This window comes from Streptomyces stoeckheimensis, from assembly GCF_045822005.1.
Lineage (GTDB): Bacteria > Actinomycetota > Actinomycetes > Streptomycetales > Streptomycetaceae > Streptomyces > Streptomyces stoeckheimensis.
In genome coordinates, this window is record NZ_CP169550.1 from 3,115,648 (window position 1) to 3,139,097 (window position 23,450).

At 72.1% G+C, this 23,450-nt stretch carries 22 protein-coding genes and 2 tRNA genes; 10 read left to right on the forward strand and 14 right to left on the reverse strand.

The annotated features are described in order from the left end of the window. Positions 1-47: 47 nt before the first annotated feature. On the forward strand, positions 48-2,459 hold the full coding sequence (locus ACE1OC_RS13960; RefSeq protein WP_407837286.1) for a ribonucleoside-diphosphate reductase subunit alpha: 2,412 nt from the start codon (positions 48-50) through the stop codon (positions 2,457-2,459). Further along, positions 2,459-3,478: a ribonucleotide-diphosphate reductase subunit beta gene (locus ACE1OC_RS13965; protein WP_407837287.1), complete on the forward strand. Its 1,020-nt coding sequence runs from the start codon at positions 2,459-2,461 to the stop codon at positions 3,476-3,478. Before ACE1OC_RS13960 ends, ACE1OC_RS13965 begins: the two co-directional genes overlap by 1 nt. 39 nt (positions 3,479-3,517) lie before the next feature. Here the strand turns inward: ACE1OC_RS13965 and ACE1OC_RS13970 are convergent, their stop codons facing one another. Next, on the reverse strand, positions 3,518-3,733 hold the full coding sequence (locus ACE1OC_RS13970; RefSeq protein ID WP_407837288.1) for a hypothetical protein: 216 nt from the start codon (positions 3,731-3,733) through the stop codon (positions 3,518-3,520). Between the two features lie 81 nt (positions 3,734-3,814). On the opposite strand from ACE1OC_RS13970, the gene ACE1OC_RS13975 reads away from it, so the two are divergent. Continuing rightward, positions 3,815-4,795 (forward strand): helix-turn-helix domain-containing protein, encoded by a 981-nt coding sequence (locus ACE1OC_RS13975; RefSeq protein WP_407837289.1) that lies wholly within the window; start codon positions 3,815-3,817, stop codon positions 4,793-4,795. Positions 4,796-5,006: 211 nt separating this feature from the next. Here the strand turns inward: ACE1OC_RS13975 and def are convergent, their stop codons facing one another. The 8 genes from def to ACE1OC_RS14015 all read right to left on the reverse strand — a co-directional run bounded on the left by def (position 5,007) and on the right by ACE1OC_RS14015 (position 12,816). Then, on the reverse strand, positions 5,007-5,642 hold the full coding sequence (def, locus tag ACE1OC_RS13980) for a peptide deformylase (RefSeq protein ID WP_250750340.1): 636 nt from the start codon (positions 5,640-5,642) through the stop codon (positions 5,007-5,009). A 66-nt stretch (positions 5,643-5,708) separates the two neighbouring features. Next, positions 5,709-6,716: a tetratricopeptide repeat protein gene (locus ACE1OC_RS13985; protein WP_407837290.1), complete on the reverse strand. Its 1,008-nt coding sequence runs from the start codon at positions 6,714-6,716 to the stop codon at positions 5,709-5,711. A 117-nt stretch (positions 6,717-6,833) separates the two neighbouring features. After that, positions 6,834-8,093 carry an HD-GYP domain-containing protein gene (locus ACE1OC_RS13990; protein ID WP_407837291.1) on the reverse strand — a complete coding sequence of 420 codons (1,260 nt, stop codon included), beginning with the start codon at positions 8,091-8,093 and terminating at the stop codon, positions 6,834-6,836. Next, a complete protein-coding gene (locus tag ACE1OC_RS13995) occupies positions 8,090-9,745 on the reverse strand; it encodes an HD-GYP domain-containing protein (RefSeq protein ID WP_407837292.1) in 1,656 nt (551 codons plus the stop codon). Before ACE1OC_RS13995 ends, ACE1OC_RS13990 begins: the two co-directional genes overlap by 4 nt. Before the next feature lie 229 nt (positions 9,746-9,974). After that, positions 9,975-10,313: a mycothiol system anti-sigma-R factor gene (gene rsrA / locus ACE1OC_RS14000; protein ID WP_389691492.1), complete on the reverse strand. Its 339-nt coding sequence runs from the start codon at positions 10,311-10,313 to the stop codon at positions 9,975-9,977. After that, positions 10,310-10,954, reverse strand: a complete 645-nt coding sequence (locus tag ACE1OC_RS14005) for a sigma-70 family RNA polymerase sigma factor (RefSeq protein WP_008741505.1) — start codon at positions 10,952-10,954, stop codon at positions 10,310-10,312. The genes rsrA and ACE1OC_RS14005 overlap by 4 nt, the downstream gene beginning before the upstream one ends. Before the next feature lie 290 nt (positions 10,955-11,244). Beyond that, positions 11,245-11,916, reverse strand: coding sequence for an alpha/beta family hydrolase (locus ACE1OC_RS14010; protein WP_407837293.1), 672 nt, complete (start codon positions 11,914-11,916; stop codon positions 11,245-11,247). 84 nt (positions 11,917-12,000) lie between these two features. Beyond that, positions 12,001-12,816, reverse strand: a complete 816-nt coding sequence (locus ACE1OC_RS14015) for an SOS response-associated peptidase (RefSeq protein WP_274549482.1) — start codon at positions 12,814-12,816, stop codon at positions 12,001-12,003. 53 nt (positions 12,817-12,869) lie between these two features. Between ACE1OC_RS14015 and ACE1OC_RS14020 the strand changes: the two genes are divergently transcribed. From ACE1OC_RS14020 to ACE1OC_RS14035, 4 genes are all read left to right on the forward strand, one after another. Then, positions 12,870-13,583, forward strand: a complete 714-nt coding sequence (locus tag ACE1OC_RS14020) for a M50 family metallopeptidase (RefSeq protein ID WP_250750330.1) — start codon at positions 12,870-12,872, stop codon at positions 13,581-13,583. Between the two features lie 87 nt (positions 13,584-13,670). After that, the gene (aroA, locus tag ACE1OC_RS14025) at positions 13,671-15,032 is read left to right on the forward strand and encodes a 3-phosphoshikimate 1-carboxyvinyltransferase (RefSeq protein ID WP_407837294.1); all 1,362 of its coding nucleotides are present in this window, start codon (positions 13,671-13,673) and stop codon (positions 15,030-15,032) included. An 8-nt stretch (positions 15,033-15,040) separates the two neighbouring features. Further along, positions 15,041-16,051 (forward strand): ribosome small subunit-dependent GTPase A, encoded by a 1,011-nt coding sequence (gene rsgA / locus ACE1OC_RS14030; RefSeq protein WP_407837295.1) that lies wholly within the window; start codon positions 15,041-15,043, stop codon positions 16,049-16,051. A 136-nt stretch (positions 16,052-16,187) separates the two neighbouring features. After that, complete coding sequence (locus ACE1OC_RS14035) at positions 16,188-16,511, forward strand: DMT family transporter (RefSeq protein WP_112447780.1); 324 nt, start codon at positions 16,188-16,190, stop codon at positions 16,509-16,511. Here ACE1OC_RS14035 and ACE1OC_RS14040 read toward each other — a convergent pair. After that, positions 16,477-17,046: a TetR/AcrR family transcriptional regulator gene (locus ACE1OC_RS14040; protein ID WP_407837296.1), complete on the reverse strand. Its 570-nt coding sequence runs from the start codon at positions 17,044-17,046 to the stop codon at positions 16,477-16,479. The two genes, ACE1OC_RS14035 and ACE1OC_RS14040, sit on opposite strands and share 35 nt — an antisense overlap. A gap of 133 nt (positions 17,047-17,179) precedes the next feature. Between ACE1OC_RS14040 and hisN the strand changes: the two genes are divergently transcribed. Beyond that, positions 17,180-17,983, forward strand: a complete 804-nt coding sequence (gene hisN / locus ACE1OC_RS14045) for a histidinol-phosphatase (protein WP_407837297.1) — start codon at positions 17,180-17,182, stop codon at positions 17,981-17,983. Between the two features lie 207 nt (positions 17,984-18,190). After that, a complete protein-coding gene (locus tag ACE1OC_RS14050) occupies positions 18,191-18,598 on the forward strand; it encodes a cyclic nucleotide-binding/CBS domain-containing protein (protein ID WP_250750305.1) in 408 nt (135 codons plus the stop codon). A 70-nt stretch (positions 18,599-18,668) separates the two neighbouring features. On the opposite strand, the gene ACE1OC_RS14055 is transcribed toward ACE1OC_RS14050, so the two are convergent. Next, positions 18,669-20,120 (reverse strand): catalase, encoded by a 1,452-nt coding sequence (locus ACE1OC_RS14055; protein ID WP_266955311.1) that lies wholly within the window; start codon positions 20,118-20,120, stop codon positions 18,669-18,671. Positions 20,121-20,267: 147 nt separating this feature from the next. Between ACE1OC_RS14055 and ACE1OC_RS14060 the strand changes: the two genes are divergently transcribed. Beyond that, positions 20,268-20,684: a Fur family transcriptional regulator gene (locus ACE1OC_RS14060; RefSeq protein WP_243336077.1), complete on the forward strand. Its 417-nt coding sequence runs from the start codon at positions 20,268-20,270 to the stop codon at positions 20,682-20,684. Positions 20,685-20,821: 137 nt separating this feature from the next. Here the strand turns inward: ACE1OC_RS14060 and ACE1OC_RS14065 are convergent. The 3 genes from ACE1OC_RS14065 to ACE1OC_RS14075 all read right to left on the reverse strand — a co-directional run bounded on the left by ACE1OC_RS14065 (position 20,822) and on the right by ACE1OC_RS14075 (position 23,422). Beyond that, a tRNA-Met gene (locus ACE1OC_RS14065) sits at positions 20,822-20,895 on the reverse strand. 313 nt (positions 20,896-21,208) lie between these two features. Continuing rightward, positions 21,209-23,146, reverse strand: coding sequence for a tetratricopeptide repeat protein (locus tag ACE1OC_RS14070; RefSeq protein ID WP_407837298.1), 1,938 nt, complete (start codon positions 23,144-23,146; stop codon positions 21,209-21,211). Positions 23,147-23,348: 202 nt separating this feature from the next. Beyond that, a tRNA-Met gene (locus ACE1OC_RS14075) sits at positions 23,349-23,422 on the reverse strand. Positions 23,423-23,450: the final 28 nt, after the last annotated feature.

Below are 23,450 nucleotides of genomic sequence, written 5' to 3' on the forward strand. Positions count from 1 at the left end.
CCCGCACCAACGGTGACCCCGGAGCCGAGCGAGGGAGAGCTCCCCCCGTGACCATCGCGCCTTCCGCACCGCGCGCCGAGTCCGACCCGTCCGCCTATGAGGGTCCGGGGGCCGCGCTCCTGCGCACGCTCACCGAGCTGACCGCCGACCTGCCCGACACCGACCCCGGCCGGGTCGCCGCCGCCGCGCTGCGCGGCCGCAGCGCCGCCGCCGACGAGGCGGAGCTCCGTACGCTCGCCACCGAGGCGGCCGCCGGGCTGATCTCCGAGGACCCGGCGTACTCCCGGCTCGCCGCCCGCCTGCTGACGCTGGCCGTCCGCGACGAGGCCGCCGGCCAGGGCTCCACCTCCTTCTCCGGCTCCGTCGAGGTCGGCCACCGCGAGGGGCTCATCGCCGACCGCACCGCAGACTTCGTACGCCTGCACGCGAACCGGCTCGACGCGCTGGTCGAGCACGCGCTCGCCGAGGGCGCCGACGACCGCTTCGGCTTCTTCGGCCTGCGCACCCTGCACAGCCGCTACCTGCTGCGGCACCCGATCACCCGCCAGGTCATCGAGACCCCCCAGTACTTCATGCTGCGCGTGGCCTGCGGCCTCGCGGAGAACGAGTCCGTCCAGGCCGTCGAGGAAGTCGCCTCCCTCTACCGGCTGATGAGCCGCCTGGACTACCTGCCGTCCTCGCCCACGCTCTTCAACTCCGGCACCCGCCACCCGCAGATGTCCTCCTGCTACCTCCTGGACTCCCCGCTGGACGAGCTGGACTCGATCTACGACCGCTACCACCAGGTCGCGCGCCTCTCCAAGCACGCCGGCGGCATCGGCCTCTCGTACTCCCGCATCCGCGCCCGCGGTTCGCTGATCCGCGGTACGAACGGCCACTCCAACGGCATCGTGCCGTTCCTGAAGACGCTGGACGCCTCCGTCGCCGCCGTGAACCAGGGCGGTCGCCGCAAGGGCGCCGCCGCGGTCTACCTGGAGACCTGGCACGCGGACATCGAGGAGTTCCTGGAGCTCCGCGACAACACCGGCGAGGACCAGCGCCGCACCCACAACCTGAACCTGGCCCACTGGGTGCCGGACGAGTTCATGCGCCGCGTGAACGCCGACGCCGACTGGTCGCTGTTCTCCCCCGCCGACGTCCCCGAGCTGGTCGACCTGTGGGGCGACGAGTTCGACGCCGCCTACCGCAAGGCCGAGGAGTCGGGCCTGGCCCGCAAGAGCATGCCCGCCCGCGACCTGTACGGCCGGATGATGCGCACCCTCGCGCAGACCGGCCAGGGCTGGATGACCTTCAAGGACGCCTCCAACCGCACGGCGAACCAGACCGCCGAGCCGGGCACCGTCGTCCACTCCTCGAACCTCTGCACCGAGATCATCGAGGTCACCAACGACGGCGAGACGGCCGTCTGCAACCTCGGCTCGGTCAACCTCGGTGCCTTCGTCCTGGCCGGGACGGGCGACGTCACCGGCGACATCGACTGGGAGCGCCTGGACGAGACCGTCCGCACCGCGGTCACCTTCCTCGACCGCGTCGTGGACATCAACTTCTACCCGACCGAGCAGGCCGGCCGCTCCAACGCCCGCTGGCGTCCGGTGGGCCTGGGCGCGATGGGCCTCCAGGACGTCTTCTTCCAGCTGAAGCTGCCCTTCGACTCCCCCGAGGCGAAGGCCCTGTCCACGAAGCTCTCCGAGCGCATCATGCTCGCGGCGTACGAGGCCTCCTGCGACCTGGCCGAGCGCAACGGCCCGCTCCCCGCGTGGGAGCAGACCCGCACGGCCCGCGGCGTCCTGCACCCGGATCACTACGACAGCGCTGTCGTCGAGCTGAACTGGCCGGAGCGCTGGGACGCACTGCGCGCCCGCGTCGCGAAGTCCGGGATGCGCAACTCGCTCCTCCTGGCCATCGCCCCGACGGCGACCATCGCCTCCATCGCGGGCGTGTACGAGTGCATCGAGCCGCAGGTCTCCAACCTCTTCAAGCGCGAGACCCTGAGCGGGGAGTTCCTCCAGGTCAACGGCTACCTGGTGCAGGAGCTCAAGCGGCTCGGCGTCTGGGACGCCCAGACCCGCGAGGCGCTGCGCGAATCCTCCGGCTCGGTCCAGGGCTTCGGCTGGATCCCGGCGGAGGTGCGCGACCTGTACCGCACGGCGTGGGAGATCCCGCAGCGCGGCCTGATCGACATGGCGGCGGCGCGCACCCCGTTCCTCGACCAGTCCCAGTCGCTGAACCTGTTCCTGGAGACGCCCACCATCGGCAAGCTCAGCTCGATGTACGCGTACGCCTGGAAGCAGGGCCTGAAGACCACGTACTACCTGCGCTCGCGCCCGGCGACGAAGATCGCCCGCGCCGCGTCCGGCTCCGCCGTCCCGGCCGCAGCCACCCCGCTCCCGCAGGCCGTCGACGCCGACGCGCTGGCCTGCTCCCTTGAGAACCCCGAGTCCTGCGAGGCCTGCCAGTAATGAGCACCACCGACACCACGAAGAACCTCCTCGACCCGGGCTTCGAACTGACCCTGCGCCCCATGCGCTACCCGGACTTCTACGAGCGCTACCGGGACGCGATCAAGAACACCTGGACCGTCGAGGAGGTCGACCTCCACTCGGACGTCGCGGACCTCGCGAAGCTGACGCCCTCCGAGCAGCACATGATCGGCCGTCTGGTCGCGTTCTTCGCGACGGGCGACTCGATCGTCTCGAACAACCTCGTGCTGACCCTGTACAAGCACATCAACTCCCCGGAGGCGCGCCTGTACCTGTCGCGCCAGCTCTTCGAGGAGGCCGTGCACGTCCAGTTCTACCTGACGCTGCTCGACACCTACCTGCCCGACCCGGACGACCGCGCGGCCGCCTTCGACGCGGTCGAGGAGATCCCGTCGATCCGCGAGAAGGCGCAGTTCTGCTTCCGCTGGATGGACTCGGTGGAGAAGATCGACCGCCTGGAGACGGCCGCCGACCGCCGCCGCTTCCTGCTGAACCTGATCTGCTTCGCCGCGTGCATCGAGGGCCTGTTCTTCTACGGCGCCTTCGCGTACGTGTACTGGTTCCGCTCCCGCGGCCTGCTCCACGGCCTGGCGACGGGCACCAACTGGGTGTTCCGGGACGAGACCTGTCACATGAACTTCGCGTTCGAGGTCGTGGACACGGTCCGCAAGGAGGAGCCGGAGCTCTTCGACGACGCCCTCCAGCAGCAGGTCGTCGACATGCTGAAGGAGGCCGTGGAGGCGGAGCTGCAGTTCGGCCGCGACCTGTGCGGTGACGGCCTGCCGGGCATGAACACCGAGTCGATGCGCGAGTACCTGGAGTGCGTCGCGGACCAGCGTCTGGTCCGCCTCGGCTTCGCGCCCGTCTACGGCTCGCAGAACCCGTTCACCTTCATGGAGCTCCAGGGTGTCCAGGAGCTGACGAACTTCTTCGAGCGCCGCCCGTCGGCCTACCAGGTCGCGGTCGAGGGCACGGTCGACCTGGACGAGGACTTCTAAGCCCGGGGCGATCCGCACCCCTTCACGCGCCCGGCCGGGTCACCGGCCGGGCGCGTGGCGTACGGCGACGCGGGGTGCGCGGGAGCGGGTCCGCTCGGGGCGGGTCCGGGTCCGGGTCCGCGGGGTGCCGGGCTGCCGCTGGGCCGCCCGGATCTGCCGGTCGGTGCGGTGCTCCCGCAGGGCGCCGTGGAGGGCGGGGCCCGCCAGGAGGGCTGCGACGGCGAGGACGAGGAGGTAGTCGAGGAACGTGTTCATGACTCCACTCTCGCCAGTGCGGCAGAAACCGGACAGTGGCAGGACTGTCATGAAAGAGCGAATTACTGCCACACTGGGGTCATGCTGAAGCCTTCCCCCCTCAAGAACGTGGCCGTGGCCGTCGTGAACGGCGTCACCCCCTTCGAGATGGGCATCTTCTGCGAGGTCTTCGGGATCGACCGGAGCGCGATGGGGCTGCCCACCTACGACTTCGCCGTCTGCGCGATGGAGGGGAACCCGGTCACCGTCGGAGACGGCCATTACAGCCTCACCCTCCCCTACGGACCCGACCGACTGGAGGAGGCGGACCTGATCTGCCTGCCCGCCGACCGCCAGGCACCGACCCGCGAGTATCCGGAGCCGCTGCTCGAGGCGTTGCGGCGGGCCGTGGACCGGGGTGCGCGGGTGCTGAGCGTGTGCAGCGGGGCCTTCATGCTCGGCGCGGCCGGGCTGCTGGACGACCGCCGCTGCACCACGCACTGGATGCACGCCCCGGCCCTGGCCCGCCGCTTCCCGCGGGCCAAGGTCGACCCGGACGTGCTCTACGTGGACGAGGGCCGGGTGATCACCTCGGCCGGCACCGCCTCCGGGATCGATGCCTGCCTGCACCTGGTCCGGCAGGAGCAGGGCGCCGAGGTGGCCAACACCATCGCCCGGCGGATGGTCGTACCGCCGCACCGGGACGGCGGGCAGGCGCAGTACATCCAGCGTCCGCTGCCCCGCACCTCCTGCGACACGGTGGGCGAGGTGATCGGCTGGATGGGCCGCCACCTGGAGGAGGAGATCACGGTCGAGCAGCTCGCGGAGCGGGCGCACATGTCCCCGCGGACCTTCGCCCGGCGCTTCCTCCAGGAGACCGGGACCACCCCGTACCAGTGGGTGCTGCGCCAGCGGGTCCTGCTGGCCCAGGAGCTGCTGGAGGCCACCGACGAGACGGTGGACGCGATCGCGGGCCGCAGCGGCTTCGGTACCGCGGCCGCCCTGCGCCACCACTTCCTGCGGACGCTGAACACCACTCCGAACGCCTTCCGCCGCACGTTCCGGGGCCCGTCCGCGGCCTGATCTCCGGCCGGCTCCGTCAGCTGATCGAGAACTTCCCCCGTCTTGATCGTTTTCGCCCCTACGGTTTGGTGGTCCACATACGACAGGGGGTTCCCATGACTCGCACCATCCGGACCGTCGACCTCGGCTGGGACTAGGCCGCGCCGTGCCAAGCGATAGGCGCCCCGCTCCTGACCGGAGCGGGGCGCCTATCGCGTACGGGAGGGTGCGGCTACGCGTTCGGAACCGTCTCGTAGCGCGGGGTGCCCTCTTCCATCTGCCGCAGCGCGTCCTTGCGGTCCCGCTTCGAGAGCCGGTCGATGTACAGGTAGCCGTACAGGTGGTCGGTCTCGTGCTGGAGGCAGCGCGCGAAGTAGCCGGTGCCCCGCACCTTGATCGGGTTGCCCTGCGCGTCCTGGCCGGTCACCTCGGCGTAGTCCGGGCGGGCCAGCGAGGCGTAGGCGGTCGGGACCGACAGGCAGCCCTCGTTCGAGTCGTCCAGGACGCGGGCGCCGGCCGGCAGCTCGACGAGCTTCGGGTTGATCACCACGCCCGTGTGACGGTTGCCGTCGTCGTCCGGGCAGTCGTAGACGAAGACCTTGGCGTCCACGCCGATCTGGTTCGCGGCGAGGCCCACGCCCTCGGCGGCCTTCTGGCTGGCGAACATGTCGTCGATCAGCTGCGCCAGCTCGTCGCCGAACTCGGTGACGTCCTTGCACTCCCGGTGCAGGACCGGGTTGCCGACCACCGTGATCGGGCGGGCGGTGCCGCGCTCGCGGTGGGCGAGCTCGCGCGCCTCACAGTCCTCGGTGTCGACGACGTACCCGTCGTTCACGCTCTCGACAACGTCGTTCTCCTGCTGCGCCATGTCCGCCGTACGCCTTCCGTAAAGTCCACCAGTCACCGATGTGCCGGTACAGACTACGGCCCCGGCTCAGCAGACCTCTTCGAGATCCCGCCACTCCCGGCTGTCCGGACTGTCCGCGACCCAGCCGTCGAGCAGCCCGCGCACCAGGCCCGCCGGCGCCGCGATCCCGCACTCCCGCTCGGGCACCCAGAGGGATCCGGAGCCGGCCGTACGGTGGCCCAGCGGGCCGGGGTGGCCCGGTTCGCTGTGGTCGTGCGGGTCCAGGTGCTCGCCGTCGCCCTCGCCGCTCGGCATGGCGCTCTCCGAGCAGGTCCGGCACAGCAGCCGCACCGAGGAGGACCAGTCCTCGGCGGCGAAGCCGGCATCGGAGGCCAGCTGCTCCAGGGCGTTGCGGTCGGCCTCGGTGGCCGCTTCCAGGAGCACCACCCAGGTCGGCACCGGGGAGGGCGCCCACAGCTCGATCTCGTCGAAGACGGGGTACGAGGGCCCGGCCGCGGTGATGCGCTCGCCGTGCGGGACCCCGTCGTGCAGGACGACCTCGCCCCAGCGCCGCCCCGAGGAGGGCAGCGGGATCGACAGGACCTCCATGCGGGCCGGGTCCAGCCGGCGGCCCCAGACCACCTCGGCCTCTCCCTCGGGCGACAGCCGCACGGCCGCGCTCCCGAGCTCCATGCCGACCGGTTCGCCGTGGGCCTGACCGCTCCCGCTCACGGCGTGCGGGTCTCCGGGCACCTTCAGCCCGTACGCCTGCCAGGCGCGGCGGGCCAGCGGCCAGTCCTGCAGGGCGGTCGCGGCGATGCCGACGTTCCACCAGTCCGGGGCGCCGGTCTCCCGGTCGAGCAGGGCCACGGCGCGCAGCCCGGCGGCCCGCGCCTGCTCCCAGTCGTGGCGGAACTTGTGGAGCAGCGCCAGGTTGAACCAGGACTCGGACAGCCAGGGTTCCAGGTCCGCCGCTCTGGTCAGCAGCGCGCCCGCGTCCTCGTACCGACCGTCGCCGATCAGCGTGAACGCGCGGTCGGTGGCCTGCCGCCACGAGGCGGAGGGCCGATGCCGTACCTTCCCGAAGATCCTCACGATTCCCGCCTGCCGGACACTCTTGCTCGGGACACTCCTGCTGCGAACACTCCTGCTGGGAACACTCTCACTGGCATCCAACCATGCCCACTCCGACGGCCGCTCATTACCCATGGGTTACCCAGGCGGGACGGGTACGACTCTGGCACGTCCGCCCCGGGCGAGCACCCTGGCGAGACACTCCACGACTTCCGGCTGGTAGTCGTGCCCGGTCCCCAGGCGCAGCCGCTCCAGGGCCTCCAATGAGCCGCCCGGGTGACGGGCCCCGCCGGCGAGATCGTCGTACGCGTTGACCGCGCGCACGATCCGGGCGGCGACGGGCTGGTCGCGGTACGGATCCGCCTGCAGCTCCACGACCACCGCGACCTCGTGCGGGACCCCCGTCTGGCGGGCCACCTCGCCGCCGAGCCCGGCGATCCGGCGGGCCTCGGCCTCGGGCAGCTCGGCGGTGGCCCCGTCCGGGACCGGGTCGACGAGGGAGAGCTGCCCGATGTCGTGCATGAGGGCGGCGTACTCCAGCACCGTGATCTCCCGCTCCGAGAGGCCCAGCTCCCGGCCCACGGCGCAGCTGAGCGCGGCGACCCGGCGGGAGTGGCCGGGCCGGGTGTAGCCGGCGATCTCGGTGGCGCGGGCGAGGGAGGTGATGGTCTGGCGGTAGGTGGTGCGGATGGCGGTGATCCGGTGGAAGGACATCTGGGTCAGGAGCAGCGGCACGCTGAAGACGGGCACCGCCCACAGGCCGGCGACGGCGACCCCGAGGGCCATGACCACACCCGTGGCACAGATCGCGGAGCCGATGCCCAGCTGGGCGCGGAGCTCGTCGCGGAGCAGCGGGGCGAACGGCCAGCCGGTCCGTGCCCCGGCGAGGGCGGCGCCGAGGACCGCGTCGCACAGGGCCGTGAGCCCGAGGAGGCAGATCAGGAAGAGCACGAGGTACGGGCCCTGGCCGACCCAGTGCTCCAGTTGCCCGGAGTTGTAGAGCGGCTGGAAGCAGACGGCGGCGAAGGTGACGGTGAGGACGCGGCGGGCCAGGTGGTCGAGGGCGGGTCCGCGGCCCCGGGCGATGTGCGGGACGATCCCGAGGAGCGCGGCCGTGACCACCACGGCGACGATCTGCAGGACCCCGTGGTGGGTGGGGGCTCCGGCGTTCTGCCCGAGCAGGGCGTACGCGAGCGCCCCGGCCGATCCGAGCGGCGCGGGCCGCTGACGGGCGGCGTCGCCGCTGTCCCGGCGGGCGAGCTCGCCGATGGTGATCAGGGCGCCGAAGGCGAGGGCGATGCCCGGCTCGGTCAGGCCGGTCCAGACGGTGTGCCCGAGCGCGGCCACGGTCAGCACCCCGGCGGCCCCGCGGACGACGCCGACGGCCCAGCCCCTCACGCGTTGGCTCCCGCGGCGGGGGCGGACGGGGAGCCGGGGGTTCCCGGTGCCTCCGTGGCGGCCGCTCCGGGCTCGGCGGCGGGCCCCGGCACGCAGTGGCAGGGGTCCCCGGCCTCGGCGCCCTGGAGCGGGCCGCTCCCGGCCGCGCGGGCCTGGGACGCGGATCCGGCCGGGGCGGCCTGGGCGGGCAGTCCGGTCAGCGGGGCGCCGGCGGGCACGGCCTCGCGCACCGCCCCCTGCGCCCCGGCGGCGGCCCCCTCCCGGAGCTGTGGCTCGCCGGCGCCGGCCGGGATCACCTGGAGGTCGTCGTCCGAGGTCACCTTCGGATGCCAGCCCTGCCGGTCGATGGCGTCGACCAGCGCCCGCACCATGTCCGGGTCGAACTGGGCCCCCGCGCAGCGTTCCAGCTCGGCGAGGGCGACCCGGACCGGCCGGGCCCTGCTGTACGACCGGGTCGAGGTCATCGCGTCGAAGGCGTCGGCGACCGCCACGACCCGGGCGAGCACCGGGATCTGTTCCCCGGTCAGCCCGTACGGGTAGCCGGAGCCGTCCACCCGCTCGTGGTGGTGCAGGATCGCCGCCCGGGCCTCTCCCAGGAAGCCGATGCCGCGCACCATCTCGTGTCCGTATTCGGGGTGAAGTTCGATGATCCTGCGCTCTTCGGGAGTCAGTGGGCCGTCCTTGCGCAGCAGCCGGGTCGGGACGCCGAGCTTGCCCACGTCGTGGAGGATGCCGGCGATGCGGACGACTTCGAGTCGTTCCTCGCCCATGCCCAGCTCGCGGGCGATCATCGCCGAGGCCTGCCCGACCCGCTCGCTGTGGCCGCGCGTGTAGCGGTCCTTGATGTCGACGGCCTGGACCAGCGCCCTGATGGTGGCCTGGTGGGCGGCGCGCTCGCGGTGGTACTGGGCGAAGACCCAGCAGGAGATGTACATCGGCAGCATGACGAGCAGTGCGGCCGGGAGTCCGTACGGGCTGCGCCACATGACGGCCATCATCAGTCCGGCGAGCCCGTGCACGCAGTGCGGGGCGAGGGACCGGGTCGCGAGGCCCCGCCAGGCGGTGGTGGCGGGGCGGCGTTCGGCGGCGGCCAGGATGCAGCCGTCGAGGGCGGTCAGCACCAGGCAGAAGGCGACGGCCGCTGCGGCGGCGGGGAGCATCACGTACGGGAAGTCGGCGACCCAGGCGGCCGGGCCCACCGGGCCCGCGGGCGCTTCCGGGCCGGACGGCCCGGTCCCGCCGAAGGAGCCCGTGCCCAGCGCCCCCGGCCCGCCCAGCAGCCCGTAGACCTGCCCGGCGGTCCAGGCGGCTATGGACTGCTGCGCCCCGTGCCAGATGCGCCGCACCCGTGCGGGCCGCGCCGTCACGGTCCCGGCGAGTCCGCCGGGCAGTGCGACGAGGGCGGCGGCGGCCGGCGGCAGGAGGAACACGGCGGCCAGCACCACCGGGAAGAAGGAGCCGAGGCCCTCGGGCACCCGGCGGCCCACGAGCGGGCACACCTTGACGAGTTCGCAGCCGAGGTAGAGCACGGAGAGCAGGCCGATGGAGGGCCACGGGGTGGCGGAACCGGTGACGGCCGGGGCGACGCACGCGAGGGCGGCCAGGACGGCGCACAGGACGTAGGCGCGCGCCAACGGCGGAAGTACCCGCATGGCGCTCTCCTCCCCCTGAGCCGTGCAAGTCAGGTACGAATCAAACCAGTACCGAATGGGGAGAATAAGTGGGCCCGGGAGCGAGGTGGGCCACATTTTCGCATTGCGCCATGCGGACGCCCCCGGATTACCACCTTCGAGTGAAGGAAGTGCCCTTCCGGGGGCGGCTGTTCGGGATTGTTCAATCGGGCACTACTTCACCGGCGAACATGGCCGGTTTTCAACTTTTTCAGCCCGCCGCTGATCCCGGCATCGGCTCGACGACGGCCGGTTCGGGCGGGGCGGCCGTAATGTCATGATCCGGCACGGCCTGCCCCGAACGGATGAGCTCGATCCGTCCCATCACCTTCGAGCGCAGGTCGGTCGGCACGTCGTCCGATCCGCAGCAGCGCTTGACCAGCTTCTTCACGGCCTGTTCCAGGCCGTACTTCTCCAGACAGGGATTGCACTCGCCGAAGTGCGCCTCGAACTTCGTGCAGTCACTGTCGGGCATCTCCTGGTCCAGGAACTCATAAAGGTGGTCCAGGACCTCGGAGCACTCCGTCTCGTGCGCATCTCCGCAGCTCATGAGCCCGAGCCTTTCAGGTCGTTCGACTCTCCCGCGCCGGCCGGGACGAGCCCGCGCTCACGGGCGTAGTCCTCAAGCATTCCACGGAGTTGACGGCGGCCACGGTGCAGTCGCGACATGACCGTACCGATGGGTGTACCCATGATGTCCGCGATCTCCTTGTACGCAAAGCCCTCTACGTCGGCAAGATAGACCGCGATGCGGAACTCTTCCGGAATGGCCTGGAGCGCTTCCTTCACGTCGGAATCGGGCAGGTGATCGAGAGCCTGCGACTCGGCGGAACGCAAGCCCGTCGACATGTGCGACTCGGCGCGCGCAAGCTGCCAGTCCTCGATCTCCTCCGCCGCACTGCGCTGGGGTTCGCGCTGCTTCTTGCGGTACGAGTTGATGAAGGTGTTGGTCAGAATGCGGTACAGCCACGCCTTCAGGTTGGTGCCCTCGCGGAACTGGTGGAAGGACGCGTATGCCTTCGCGTACGTCTCCTGGACCAGGTCCTCGGCGTCGGCCGGATTGCGCGTCATGCGCAGGGCGGCCGAGTACATCTGGTCGAGGTAGCCGAGGGCGTCCCTCTCGAAGCGCGCATTGCGCTCCGGGGTCGTCTCCTCCGCGTGGCCTTCGTCGGTCCCGGCGACAGGACCCACCTCCTCCGACTGCGTGGCGACTCCGAAAGCGGACCCGCTCGAATCGGAGAATAGTCGACCATCCCGGTCGCCCGCCGCCCGAACCGAGCCGCGCTTGGGCGCGGGCAGCACTGTCCAGTCCAGGTCAGCGGCCTGCGGACGGTTCTGGCTGATGACCTGGGTCATGCGTTGCCTCTCCTCCGACGTGTTCCTGTGCGTACCGACATCCGGGACAACAGACGGCCTGGGTGACGCATTCCCCGGCAGGGCGCGGTTTCCGGACCAAAGTCACCCCGGGACCCGGTCGTACGTCACACCGCGAGCCGCCCGAGCCACTCGGCCACCGCCCCGGTGATCACCGCCAGGGCCTCCTCCTGCGTGGGACCGGCCTTCTTCGGAACGGCGAAGCCGTGGTCCCCGCCCTCCACTTCCACCAGCTCGTACGAGGCTGCGCGCGCTCCCCGCGCCGGGAACTCCTCCGGCCGCCCGAAGGCGTCGCGTCCCCCCTGGACCACCAGCGCCGGCCGCCCGGCGCCCAGCAGCTCCTCGGCCCGGGACTTCTCCGGCCGGCCCGGCGGGTGCAGCGGGAAGGCCAGCGCGAGCACCCCGGCGGCGCCCAGCTCCGCGGCGGTCCGGCAGGCCACCCGGGCCCCGGCGCTGCGGCCGCCCGCGACGACGGGCAGCCCGGGCTCCGCGAAGGCGGGCCACAGGGCGTTCCAGCCCACGTCCAGCACCTTGGGCGCGGCGGCGACCTTCTTCCCGGCGACCCGCCAGGGCTGTTCGGCGAGCGCCACGGTGATCCCCAGGGCGGGCAGGGCCGCGGCCAGGGCCTGGAGGTCCCGGGCGTCGATCCCGCCGCCGGCTCCGTGGCCCAGGGCGAGCACCAGACGGGCCTTGCCCGCCGGGGCCGGGTGCCAGGTGATGCGGGCCTCGCCCGCCGGGGTGTCGATCATCTCGGTGCGCTCGGTGCGCGTGCTGCTCATGCCCCGATCATGCCGTCGGCGGCGGCCGTAGGAGTGACGCCGGGGCCGTGCGGAGCGCCGGGGCCGTACGGAACGCCGGGCCCGTCAGAAGAGCGTGCCCTCCTCCGGCCCCTCCAGTTCCTCCAGCAGTTCGGGCCCGTTGTTGCGGACGTTGCTCGCGGCCGTGGACACCGGATAGGCGCGCATCAGCCCGCCGGGCGGAGGGGCCAGCAGGGCCTGGAGCTCGTCGGGGTCGGTCCGCGCCGGGTCCAGCCAGGCGTCCCACCGGTCCGGGGTGAGCATCAGAGGCATCCGGGGGTGGATGTCGGCGAGCGAGCGCGGACCCTCGGCGGGGGCGACGCCGAGCGGGCCGGTCTCCGCCTCGGCGGTGATCACCGAGCAGGTCGCCCACCAGGCGAGCGGGTGCTCGTCGGGCAGGGTCCGGTCGCGCCAGAACTCGTATATCCCGGCCATGGCGAAGACGGAGCCGTCGGAGGGGAGGACGAAGTAGGGCTGCTTGCGCGTCCGCTTCTTCTTGCCCTCGACCTCGAGCTGCCGCTCGTCGTGGGCGGTGACCCACTCGTAGTAACCGTCCGCCGGGATGATGCAGCGGCGCTGCGCGAAGGGGCGGCGGAAGGACGGCTTCTCGGCGATGGTCTCGGACCGGGCGTTGATCATCCGGGCGGCGCCGTCGGGGTTCTGGGCCCAGGACGGGACGAGCCCCCATTTCAGGACCCTCAGCTGGCGAACCGGACGCCGGCTCGGAGCGTCTTTCAGGGGACGGTCGAGGACGACGTGGACCTCTTTCGTCGGAGCCACGTTCCAGTCGGGCGCCAGCGTCTCCTCAGGCTCCCACCGCTCCACCCCGAAGACCTCGGCCAGCTCCTCCGGCCCCCGACTCGCTGCATACCTTCCGCACATGGCTGCCACACTGCCATGTCACCCGATCGCCACCACAAGGAGTCCGCCACCTCATGAACACCAGCACCACGGCCGGCCTGTGGGACCGGCTCACCGGCATACAGGCGGCGCCCGACCAGTGGCTGGTGATCGCGACGGGGCTGGCGGCGCTCGTCGCGGTGGGCCCCCGGCCGGTGTGGCGGCTGTCGCGCAACGCGATCACCATCGCGCACGAGGGCGGTCACGGACTGCTGGCGCTGCTGACGGGCCGCAGCCTGGACGGGATCCGGCTGCACTCGGACACCAGCGGGGTCACCGTCAGCCGCGGCAAGCCCACCGGCCTCGGCATGGTCCTCACCGCCGCCGCCGGGTACACGGCGCCCTCCCTGCTCGGCCTCGGCGGGGCGGCCCTGCTGTCGGCGCACCGGATCACCCTGCTGCTGTGGGTGGCGACCGCCCTGCTGCTGGCGGTCCTGGTGATGATCCGCAACGCGTACGGGCTGCTGACGGTGCTGGTCACGGGCGCCACCTTCGTCCTGGTCTCCTGGCTGGCCCCGGCAGACGTGCAGGCGGTCTTCGCGTACGCCGTGGTGTGGTTCCTGCTCCTCGGCGGTGTCCGGCCGGTCTTCGAGCTGGGAGCGAAGCGCCGTGGCGGCGGGGCGCCCGACTCCGACGCGGACCAGCTCGGACGGCTCACCCATGTGCACCCGGTGGTGTGGCTGCTGCTCTTCCACGTGGTGGCGCTGTGCTCGCTCATCGGCGGCGGCCGCTGGCTGCTGGTCCTCTGATCCGATCCGGGCCGGCGCGCGTCCGCCCGCCGAGACGCCCCCCGTGATCAAGATCTGCGGCCGTGGGAAGCCACTAAAGTGGTGGCCATGACCGAGACCCCCGCGCTCCCCGCCCTCTGGCCCGCCCCGCTCGCCGACACCGCCGTCCAGGCCACCGTCACCGTGCCCGGGTCGAAGTCGGTCACCAACCGCGCCCTCGTGCTCGCCGCGCTCGCCTCCGAGCCGGGCTGGGTGCGCCGCCCGCTGCGTTCGCGCGACTCGCAGCTGATGTCCGACGCGCTGCGCGCCCTGGGCGTCGGCATCGAGGAGACGGTCTCCTCCAGCTCCGCAGGCGACGGCCAGGCCGGCGAGGCCTGGCGGATCATCCCGACCGCGCTGCACGGCCCGGCCACGGTCGACGTCGGCAATGCGGGCACGGTCATGCGCTTCCTGCCGCCCGTCGCCACCCTCGCCTCCGGCGACATCCGCTTCGACGGGGACCCGCGCTCCTACGAGCGCCCCCTGGGCCAGGTCATCACGGCGCTGCGCACGCTCGGCGCCCGCATCGACGACGACGGCCGCGGGGCGCTGCCGCTGACCGTCCAGGGCGGCGGGGCCCTGGAGGGCGGGACCGTGGAGATCGACGCGAGCAACTCCTCGCAGTTCGTCTCCGCGCTGCTGCTCTCCGCCCCGCGCTTCAACCAGGGCGTCGAGGTCCGGCACGTGGGCACCAACCTGCCGTCCATGCCGCACATCCGGATGACGGTGGAGATGCTGCGCGCGGCGGGCGCGCAGGTCGACACCCCCGAGTCCGGCGGCGAGAAGAACGTCTGGCGGGTCGCCCCCGGCGCCCTCCTCGGCCGCGACCTGGTCGTGGAGCCGGACCTCTCCAACGCGCAGCCCTTCATGGCGGCCGCCCTGATCACCGGCGGCACGGTCACCATCCCGGACTGGCCGCGCCGCACCACGCAGCCCGGTGACGCGCTGCGCCGGATCTTCACCGAGATGGGCGGCTCCTGCGAGCTGACCGACGCGGGCCTGGTCTTCACCGGCACCGGCAAGATCCACGGCATCGACGTGGACCTGCGCGAGGTCGGCGAGCTCACCCCGGGCATCGCGGCGGTCGCGGCCCTGGCCGACTCGGAGTCCGTGCTGCGCGGGGTCGCGCACCTGCGGCTGCACGAGACGGACCGGCTGGCGGCGCTCACCAAGGAGATCAACGGCCTGGGCGGCGATGTCACGGAGACCGCGGACGGTCTGCGGATCCGGCCGCGCGCCCTGCACGGCGGCACGTTCCACACGTACGACGACCACCGGATGGCCACGGCCGGCGCGGTGATCGGCCTGGCGGTGGAGGGCGTGCTCATCGAGAACGTGGCGACGACCGCGAAGACCCTGCCGGACTTCCCGAAGATGTGGGCGGACATGCTCGCCCGGGCCGAAGCGGCTCCGGCAGGCGTGGGAGCGTAGGGCCGGCCATGCGCAGGTACGGGAAGCACACCGACGAGGACGACATCCGCCAGCGGCCCAACCCCAAGGGCAACCGGCCGCGTACGACCATCCGCCCCAAGCACGAGGACGCGGCCGAGGGCTTCGTCCTCACCGTGGACCGCGGCCGGCTCACCTGCCTGGTCGAGGACCGGCCCGTGCACGCGATGAAGGCCCGCGAGCTGGGCCGCAAGGCGGCGGTGGTCGGGGACCGGGTCTGGATCGTCGGTGACCTGTCCGGCAAGAAGGACACCCTGGCCCGCATCGTGCGGATCGAGGCGCGCAAGTCCGTCCTGCGGCGCACCGCCGACGACGACGACCCGTACGAGCGCGTCGTCGTCGCCAACGCCGACCAGCTCGCCATCGTGACGGCGCTGGCCGATCCGGAACCGCGCCCCCGGATGATCGACCGCTGCCTGGTGGCCGCGTACGACGCCGGGCTGGAACCGCTGCTGGTCCTCACGAAGTCCGACCTGACCTCCGCGGACAAGATCCTGGAGATCTACTCGACCTTCGGCCTGAACTACGTGGTCACCAACCGCGAGGAGCTGGCGACGGGCGACGCGGCCGACCGGGTGCGCGAGCACCTGAACGGCCGGATCACCGCCTTCGTAGGCCACTCGGGCGTCGGCAAGACCACCCTGGTGAACTCGCTGGTCGCCGAGGACCGCCAGCGCGCGACCGGCGTGGTCAACGCGGTGACCGGCCGGGGCCGGCACACCACCACCTCGGCGCTGGCGCTGCCGCTGCCCGGCGGGGACGGCTGGGTCATCGACACCCCGGGCGTACGGTCCTTCGGCCTGCACCACGTCGACCCGTCCCGGGTCATCCTGGCCTTCCCGGAGCTGGTGCCGGGGACGGAGGGGTGCCCGCGCGCGTGCAGCCACGACGAGCCGGACTGCGCGCTCGACAAGTGGGTGGAGGACGGCCACGCGGATCCGGCGCGGCTGTACTCGCTGCGACGGCTGCTGCAGACGCGGGAGCGCCGCGAGGGCGACTGATCGGGCGGGCAACTGATCGAAGGGTGAAGGACCGGCGGGGTTTGCCGTCCCCGATGTCTGGTAAATGCATAATCGCACCAAGTGACGCCCGGGCCGGGCCCGTGAGCGCGCCACATGACGCGGGGAGGCATACGCCATGGCGTGGCTGCTGGTCGTGGTCGCCGGGATCCTGGAAACGGGGTTCGCGGTCTGCCTCAAGCTGTCCCACGGCTTCACCCGGCTGTGGCCGACCATCGCCTTCGCGTGCTTCGCGCTCGGCAGCTTCGGTCTGCTGACGCTGGCCCTGAAGAAGCTGGACGTGGGACCGGCCTACGCGGTGTGGACCGGCATCGGGGCGGCCGGTACCGCGATCTACGGAATGGTCTTCCTCGGGGATCTGGTCTCCACCCTCAAGCTCGTCTCGATCTCGCTGGTGATCCTCGGCGTCATCGGGCTCCAGCTCTCGGGCTCGTCCCACTGAGCAGCCCGAGCAGCCCGGCCCGGCCGGACCCCGGCGGCTCGGCCGGGGCGACCAGGTAGGACAGCGCGAGCCGCACGGCGAGCTCGCACCGCTGCGCCCCCTCCTGCGCCCCGAACGCGGCGTGGGCCCGCTCGCGGACGGCGCGGATCAGCTCGGCGGGCCCCAGCGCGGGCAGCCCCGGCCGGACCCCGCGGCCGGCCGGGACGGGTAAGTTGCCGTTCCAGCACCCCGTCAGCAGGGCCCGTACGAGGGCGCGCTCACGGCCCGCGCGGACGGTCCACTCCACGACCGCCGCCAGCCGCTCGGCGGGAGCGCCCGAGGAGGACAGGGCCCGGTCCACCCCGTCGAGGTACCAGGCCGCGTCGCGCCGGACCAGCGCGTGGCCCAGGCCCGTCTTGCCCGCGAACTCGTTGTAGAGGGTCTGCCGCGAGACTCCGGCGGCGGCCGCCACGTCGATCATCCGCACGGCCGGCCACGGGCGCGCCGCGAGCGCCGCTCCCGCCGCTTCGAGCAAGGACTCCCGGGCCGTGGGCACCGTCGCCTCCCCTTCGACGCCTCCGGTCGACGTCTCCGCCAGAGTTGACGGACCGACAGATCCTGTCAAGGGTGCCCGTGCCGGACCGTGGACGCCCGACCCGTCGGCCCGGCCGTCTCGGTAGGGTTCTGGCATGCCCGAGTATGACGATGACCTGCGCCTTGCCCTCGAACTCGCCGACGCGGCGGACGCCGCCACGATGGAGCGGTTCCGCGCCCTCGACCTCAAGGTCGAGACCAAGCCCGACATGACCCCGGTGAGCGAGGCCGACACCGCCACCGAGGAGATCATCCGGGCCGGGATCTCCGCCGCGCGGCCCGACGACGCCATCCTGGGCGAGGAGTACGGACTCAAGGGCGACGGCCCGCGCCGCTGGGTCGTGGACCCGATCGACGGTACGAAGAACTACGTGCGCGGCGTTCCGGTGTGGGCGACGCTGATCTCGCTCATGGAGGAGCAGGCCGACGGCGCCTTCCGTCCCGTCGTCGGCGTGGTGTCGGCGCCGGCCCTGGGCCGCCGCTGGTGGGCGGCGCGCGGTCGGGGTGCCTACACGGGGGGCGCGCTCGGCGGGACCACCGCGCTCGGCGTCTCCAAGGTCGCGACCCTGGGCGACGCCTCCTTCGCGTACTCCTCGCTGAGCGGCTGGGAGGAGCAGGGGCGGCTGCCCGGCTTCCTGGATCTGACCCGCGCGTGCTGGCGTACGCGGGGCTACGGCGATTTCTGGCCGTACATGATGGTGGCCGAGGGCTCGCTCGACCTGTGCGCCGAGCCGGAGCTGAACCTGTGGGACATGGCGGCCCTGGCGGTCGTGGTGGAGGAGGCCGGAGGCCGTTTCACCGGCCTGGACGGGGTGGACGGCGTACACGGCGGCAATGCGGCGGCCTCTAACGGGCTGCTGCACGCGGAGATGCTGGACCTGCTGCGCCCGCGCGACTGACGCCCGCGGGACGGGCGCGCGCCGCCACTGCGGTGGCCTGCGCCCGTGGGTGCCGAATGTGCCCCTTACGCGCCTCCTTGCTGACACTCCGCGTGCGTGGGAATCTGAAACTCCTCCGCTTGTGCGCTTGTGAAGGGTTTCTCTAAGTGCGGCCGTTCACGCGCACCTCACCCAAGCGGAGGGACTCACCAGGAGGTGGCTCTCTTCATGCTCGTCCGCGACGCCATGAGCACCGTGATCCTCACCCTCGGACCCACTCACACCCTGCGCCAGGCGGCCTGCCTGATGTCCGGCCGGCGCGTGGGCGCCGCCGTCGTCCTCGACCCCGAACACAGCGGCATCGGCATCCTGACCGAGCGCGACATCCTCAACTCGATCGGCGCGGGCCACGATCCCGACCGGGAGTCCGTGGGCGCGCACACCACCAACAACGTGGTCTTCTGCACCCCGGACGCCACCGTGCAGGAAGCCGCCGAGGCGATGGCCCACGGCGGCTTCCGTCATCTGATCGTCCTGGAACACGGCGGCCCGGTGGGCATCGTGTCCGTGCGCGACGTGATCCGCTGCTGGGCCCCGGCGCGGCGCACCACCGTGCCCGCCTCCGTCCCCGCGTAGGAACGGCCGACGGGCCGGCGCCCCCTCGCGGGGAGCACCGGCCCGTCGGCCTGCTACGACAAGGTCCCGATCAGGCGCGGAGGGCCTGGACCGCGGCCTCGAGACGCTTGCCGAAGTCACCGTCCGCCTGACGGAAGTTGTTGATCGCACGCTCGACGATGTCGTCGCGGGAGACCTTGGCGATGAAGCCGGAGAGGTTCTCGACCAGGCGGGTCTTCTCGTCCTCCGAGTACAGGCGGTAGAGGTTGCCCGCCTGGACGAAGTCGTTGTCCTCGGAGTGCGAGGGCGCGGCGTGGTTGCCCGTGCCGCCGGTGACGGCGGAGGAGACCCACAGCGGACGGTCCGTCTGGTGCGGGCCGCCGAAGCTGTTCGGCTCGTAGTTCTTCGCACCCTTGTGGCGGCCGTCGTACAGGTAGCCGTCGCGGGAGTTGGTGCGCGCCTCGGTGGCGTGCGGGCGGTTCACCGGCAGGTGGTCGGCGTTGATGCCGACGCGGTAGCGGTGGGCGTCGCCGTAGCCGAAGAGACGGCCCTGGAGCATCTTGTCCGGGGACGGACCGATGCCGGGGACGAAGTGCGCCGGGGAGAAGATCGACTGCTCGACCTCGGCGAAGACGTTCTCCGGGTTGCGGTTGAGCTCCAGCTTGCCGATCTCGATCGGCGGGTAGTCCTCGTGCGGCCACACCTTGGTGAGGTCGAACGGGTTGAAGCGGTACTCGGCCGCCTCGGCCGCCGGCATGATCTGGACCTGCACGGTCCAGGACGGGAACTCGCCGCGCTCGATGGACTCGCGCAGGTCGCGCTGGTGCGAGTCGGGGTCCTCACCGGCGAGCTGGTTGGCCTCGGCCTGGGTGAGGTTCTTGATGCCCTGGTCGGTCTTGAAGTGGTACTTGACCCAGAAGACCTCGCCGGCCTCGTTGTTCCACTGGAACGTGTGCGAGCCGTAGCCGTTCATGTGGCGGTAGGTCGCGGGGATGCCGCGGTCACCGAACAGCCAGGTCACCTGGTGGGTGGACTCGGGCGACAGACCCCAGAAGTCCCAGACGTTGTCCGCCTCCTGCGAGCCCGTGTACGGGTCGCGCTTCTGGGTGTGGATGAAGTCGGGGAACTTGATGGCGTCCTTGATGAAGAACACCGGGGTGTTGTTGCCGACGAGGTCGTAGTTGCCCTCTTCGGTGTAGAACTTCAGCGCCCAGCCGCGGGGGTCGCGCACGGCGTCGGCGGAGCCGAGGTTGCCGGCGACGGTGGAGAAGCGCAGGAAGGTCTCGGTCTCCTTGCCGACCTCGGACAGGAACTTCGCCCGGGTCCACTGCGAGACGTCACGGGTCAGCGTGAACGTGCCGTAGGCACCGGCGCCACGGGCGTGCACCACGCGCTCCGGGATGCGCTCGCGGTTGAAGTGGGCGAGCTTCTCCAGCAGCAGCTGGTCCTGAACCAGAACGGGGCCGCCGATGCCGGCGGTCTCGCTGTTCTGGTTGTCAGCGACCGGAGCTCCGGCCTCCGTGGTGAGCGGTCCCTGCGTCACGTGCGCCTCCTGCGTAAATTTGCTGCAAACCTGTCCTGCGCCCTAACGTAACCGATCCTACGATGGACTTTGTCTAAGTCAAGTAAGCATCCAAGTCGACACTCATTCGGGAGTTACACCGAATCCCCTCGCTGTTAGGCTGGCGGTATGAGTGACCTGCTGGAACGACTTCGCGGACGCGGATGGCGCATGACCGCACAGCGGCGCGTCGTGGCCGAGGTGCTCGACGGTGACCACGTTCACCTGACGGCCGACGAGGTGCACGCGCGTGCCGTGGACAGGCTGCCGGAGATCTCCCGCGCGACCGTCTACAACACCCTGGGCGAGCTCGTCACCCTGGGCGAGGTCCTGGAAGTGTCCACGGACCGGCGCGCCAAGCGGTACGACCCGAACGCCCACCGCCCCCACCAGCACCTGGTGTGCGCCCAGTGCGGGGCGATCCGCGACGTGCACCCGGCGGGCAACCCGCTGGCCGACCTGCCGGACACCGAACGCTTCGGCTTCGTGGTGTCGGCGGTCGAGGTCACGTACCGCGGGGTGTGCCCGAACTGCGCCGGAGCCTGACGGACCGAGGCAAGGGAGGAGGCCGGGAGCTCATCGAGCTCCCGGCCTCCTCCGTTCCCGGCCCCCGGCGTTTCCCGTTCGCCTTCAGGAACGACCGAAGGCCCGGATCCAGGGGATCCGGGCCTTCGGTTCTTCAGTAGCGGGGACAGGATTTGAACCTGCGACCTCTGGGTTATGAGCCCAGCGAGCTACCGAGCTGCTCCACCCCGCGTCGGTAAACCTGACTGTACGCGAGCGTGGCGAGCACATGCAAATCGGTTAACCGACGGGGTCCCGCGGGCCCCGGAGGCCGCTCCCTGGCGGCGGCCACCAGCTCCGGATCCCCCGGGAGCTCCCGGGGGATCCGGCGGCCCGGTGGGCGCCGGGCAGGGCGCGTCGATGGCCCTGCCGCCCCTGTTCCTCCGCTACGCGCACCCCCGCGCGACGGCATGGCTGTACGAGCCCCACGGCCTGAGCCGCGAAGCCGCCGGGGGCCGCGGGGGCGGCCAGGCCGTCGGGGTCGGCGGCGGGCCCGGCGGTGCGGGTCAGACCGAGAGCTCCTCCGCCAGCGCGTCGCGCAGTCGGGCAGCCCGTTCGGAGACCTCCGCGGGGCCCAGTTCCATGGCGCGCACGCACCATTTCTGGCCCTCCGTCAGGTCTCCCTGCCGGGCCGCGAGCAGTCCCAGCCGCAGCGCCGCCCGCCCGTGTCCGGCCACCGCCGCCCGGGTCCACCACAGCGCCGCCTCGGGCTCGTTGCCCTCGCGCGCCAGCAGCAGACCCAGGTTGAAGGCGCCGTTGCGGGAGCCGGCCTCCGCCGCCTCCCGGTACCACCGCGCCGCGGCCCCCAGCTCTCCCCGCGCGGCGGCCAGCATGCCGACCCGGACCTGCGCACGCCGGTGCCCCAGCTCTGCGGCCCGCTCGTACCACTCCTCGCTCTCGGTGCGCGCGGCTCCGCCCACCGGCTCGCCCAGCGCCACCGGCTCCGGCGGCGGGGCCAGCGACTCCAGCAGCGCGGCCAGCCGGAAGGCTGCCTCCGCGCTGCCGCCGCCGGCCGCGCAGCGCAGGTGCCGTTCCGCCGCCCGCTCCTCGCCGTCGCGGACCAGCGCGATGCCGACCTGGAGCGCGGCGTCGGTGTGACCCGCCGAGGCCGCCCGCTCGTACCACTTCAGGGCCGTGCGGTCCTCGTCCCGGCTGGCGAAGAGAATGCCGAGGTTGAAGGCGGCGTCCACGCTTCCCGCCTCCGCCGCCTTCGAGAACCACGGCTCCGCGCCCTCCGCGTCACCGCCCTGGAGCAGCAGGATCGCCAGTGCGTTGGCCGCCTCGCGGTGTCCCGCGTACGCGGCGCGGCGGTACCACTGCTCGGCCGGTCCGGTCCGCTCCTGCGCGGCGCAGAGCAGCGCGAGGTTGTACGCCCCGTTCTGGTCGCCCGCGTCCATCGCGGCCCGGTACCACTTCTCCGCCGTCTGGGTCTCGCCGCGCGCGGCGTGCAGTGCTCCGAGCGCGTTCGCCGCGTTGCCGTCGCCGTCCTGCGCGGCGCGCAGCCACCAGGTGGCCGCGTTCTCCTCGTCGCCGGCGTCGCGCAGCAGGAAGCCGAGGGCGCAGGCCGCCCGCGCCTCGCCCTGCTTGGCGGAGGTGAGGTACCAGCGCCCGGCCTCCTTCAGCTCCCCGCGCGCCTCCAGCAGCGCGCCCAGGTGCAGCCCGGCGCGCCGGTGGCCGCGCGCGGCGGCCTGCCGGTACCACTGCTCGGCCTCGGTCGGGTCGCCCTTGCGCAGGTGCCGGGCCAGCCGGTACGCGGCCTCGCGGTGCCCCTGCTCCGCGGCAGCGCGGAACCACCGCTCGACACCCTTGTCCCCGCGGTGCTCCAGCAGGTCGGCGAGGCCGTAGGCCCCCAGGGCATGGCCGGATTCCGCCGCCTGGCGCATCCAGTACTCGGCGGCGGGCTCGTCGCCGCGCTCGCGGTAGTGGCGGCCCAGGGCGTGCGCGGCGGGAGCGGATCCGGCCACGGCGGCCACGCGCCACCAGCCGGCGGCCTCCTCGGGGTAGCCGCGCTGGTGCAGCAGGACGCCCAGGTTGTTCGCGGCCGCGCGGTCGCCCTCCCCGGTCGCTCCGCGCAGGTAGGGCTCGGCTCCCGCGAGGTCGCCGCGGCGCAGCAGGAGGGCGCCCAGTACGCTCATCGCGCCCGGGTCCCCCCTGTCGGCGGCGACCCGGTGCCGGGCCTCCAGCGCGGCGTCGCTGGCCGCGTCGGTCAGCGCGAAGACCGCGTCGTCGAACAACTCGTCGACTGACACGTCTGATACGTCCGACACGACCGAAACGTCCGGCGTGGTCGGCGCCGCGGCCGTGGTCCGTACCGCCCGCGTGGTCATCGCGGTCCGCACGTCAACGGCCTGAGCCGCCCCATCGGCCTCCGCATCCGATTCGGAGTCCGCCCTCACAAACCGCCCTGTCTCCAGCAGAGTTGACCTGTCCCCCATAAATCCCATCGTCGCATCACCTGCTACCCGCGTACACCTGGTATGTCGCAGTCAGTGAGGTCACTACAGCGTTTTGTCGACATGCCCACAGAGAGACAAGTCAAACACGCTCACACCCCAACTCACCCACCTCAGTGACCCCGCGTCGGCGAAAAACTCGATGGGGCATGACGAAGGCCCGGATCCATCGGATCCGGGCCTTCGTCTTCAGTAGCGGGGACAGGATTTGAACCTGCGACCTCTGGGTTATGAGCCCAGCGAGCTACCGAGCTGCTCCACCCCGCGTCGGTAAACCAACAGTAGCACGACGCGG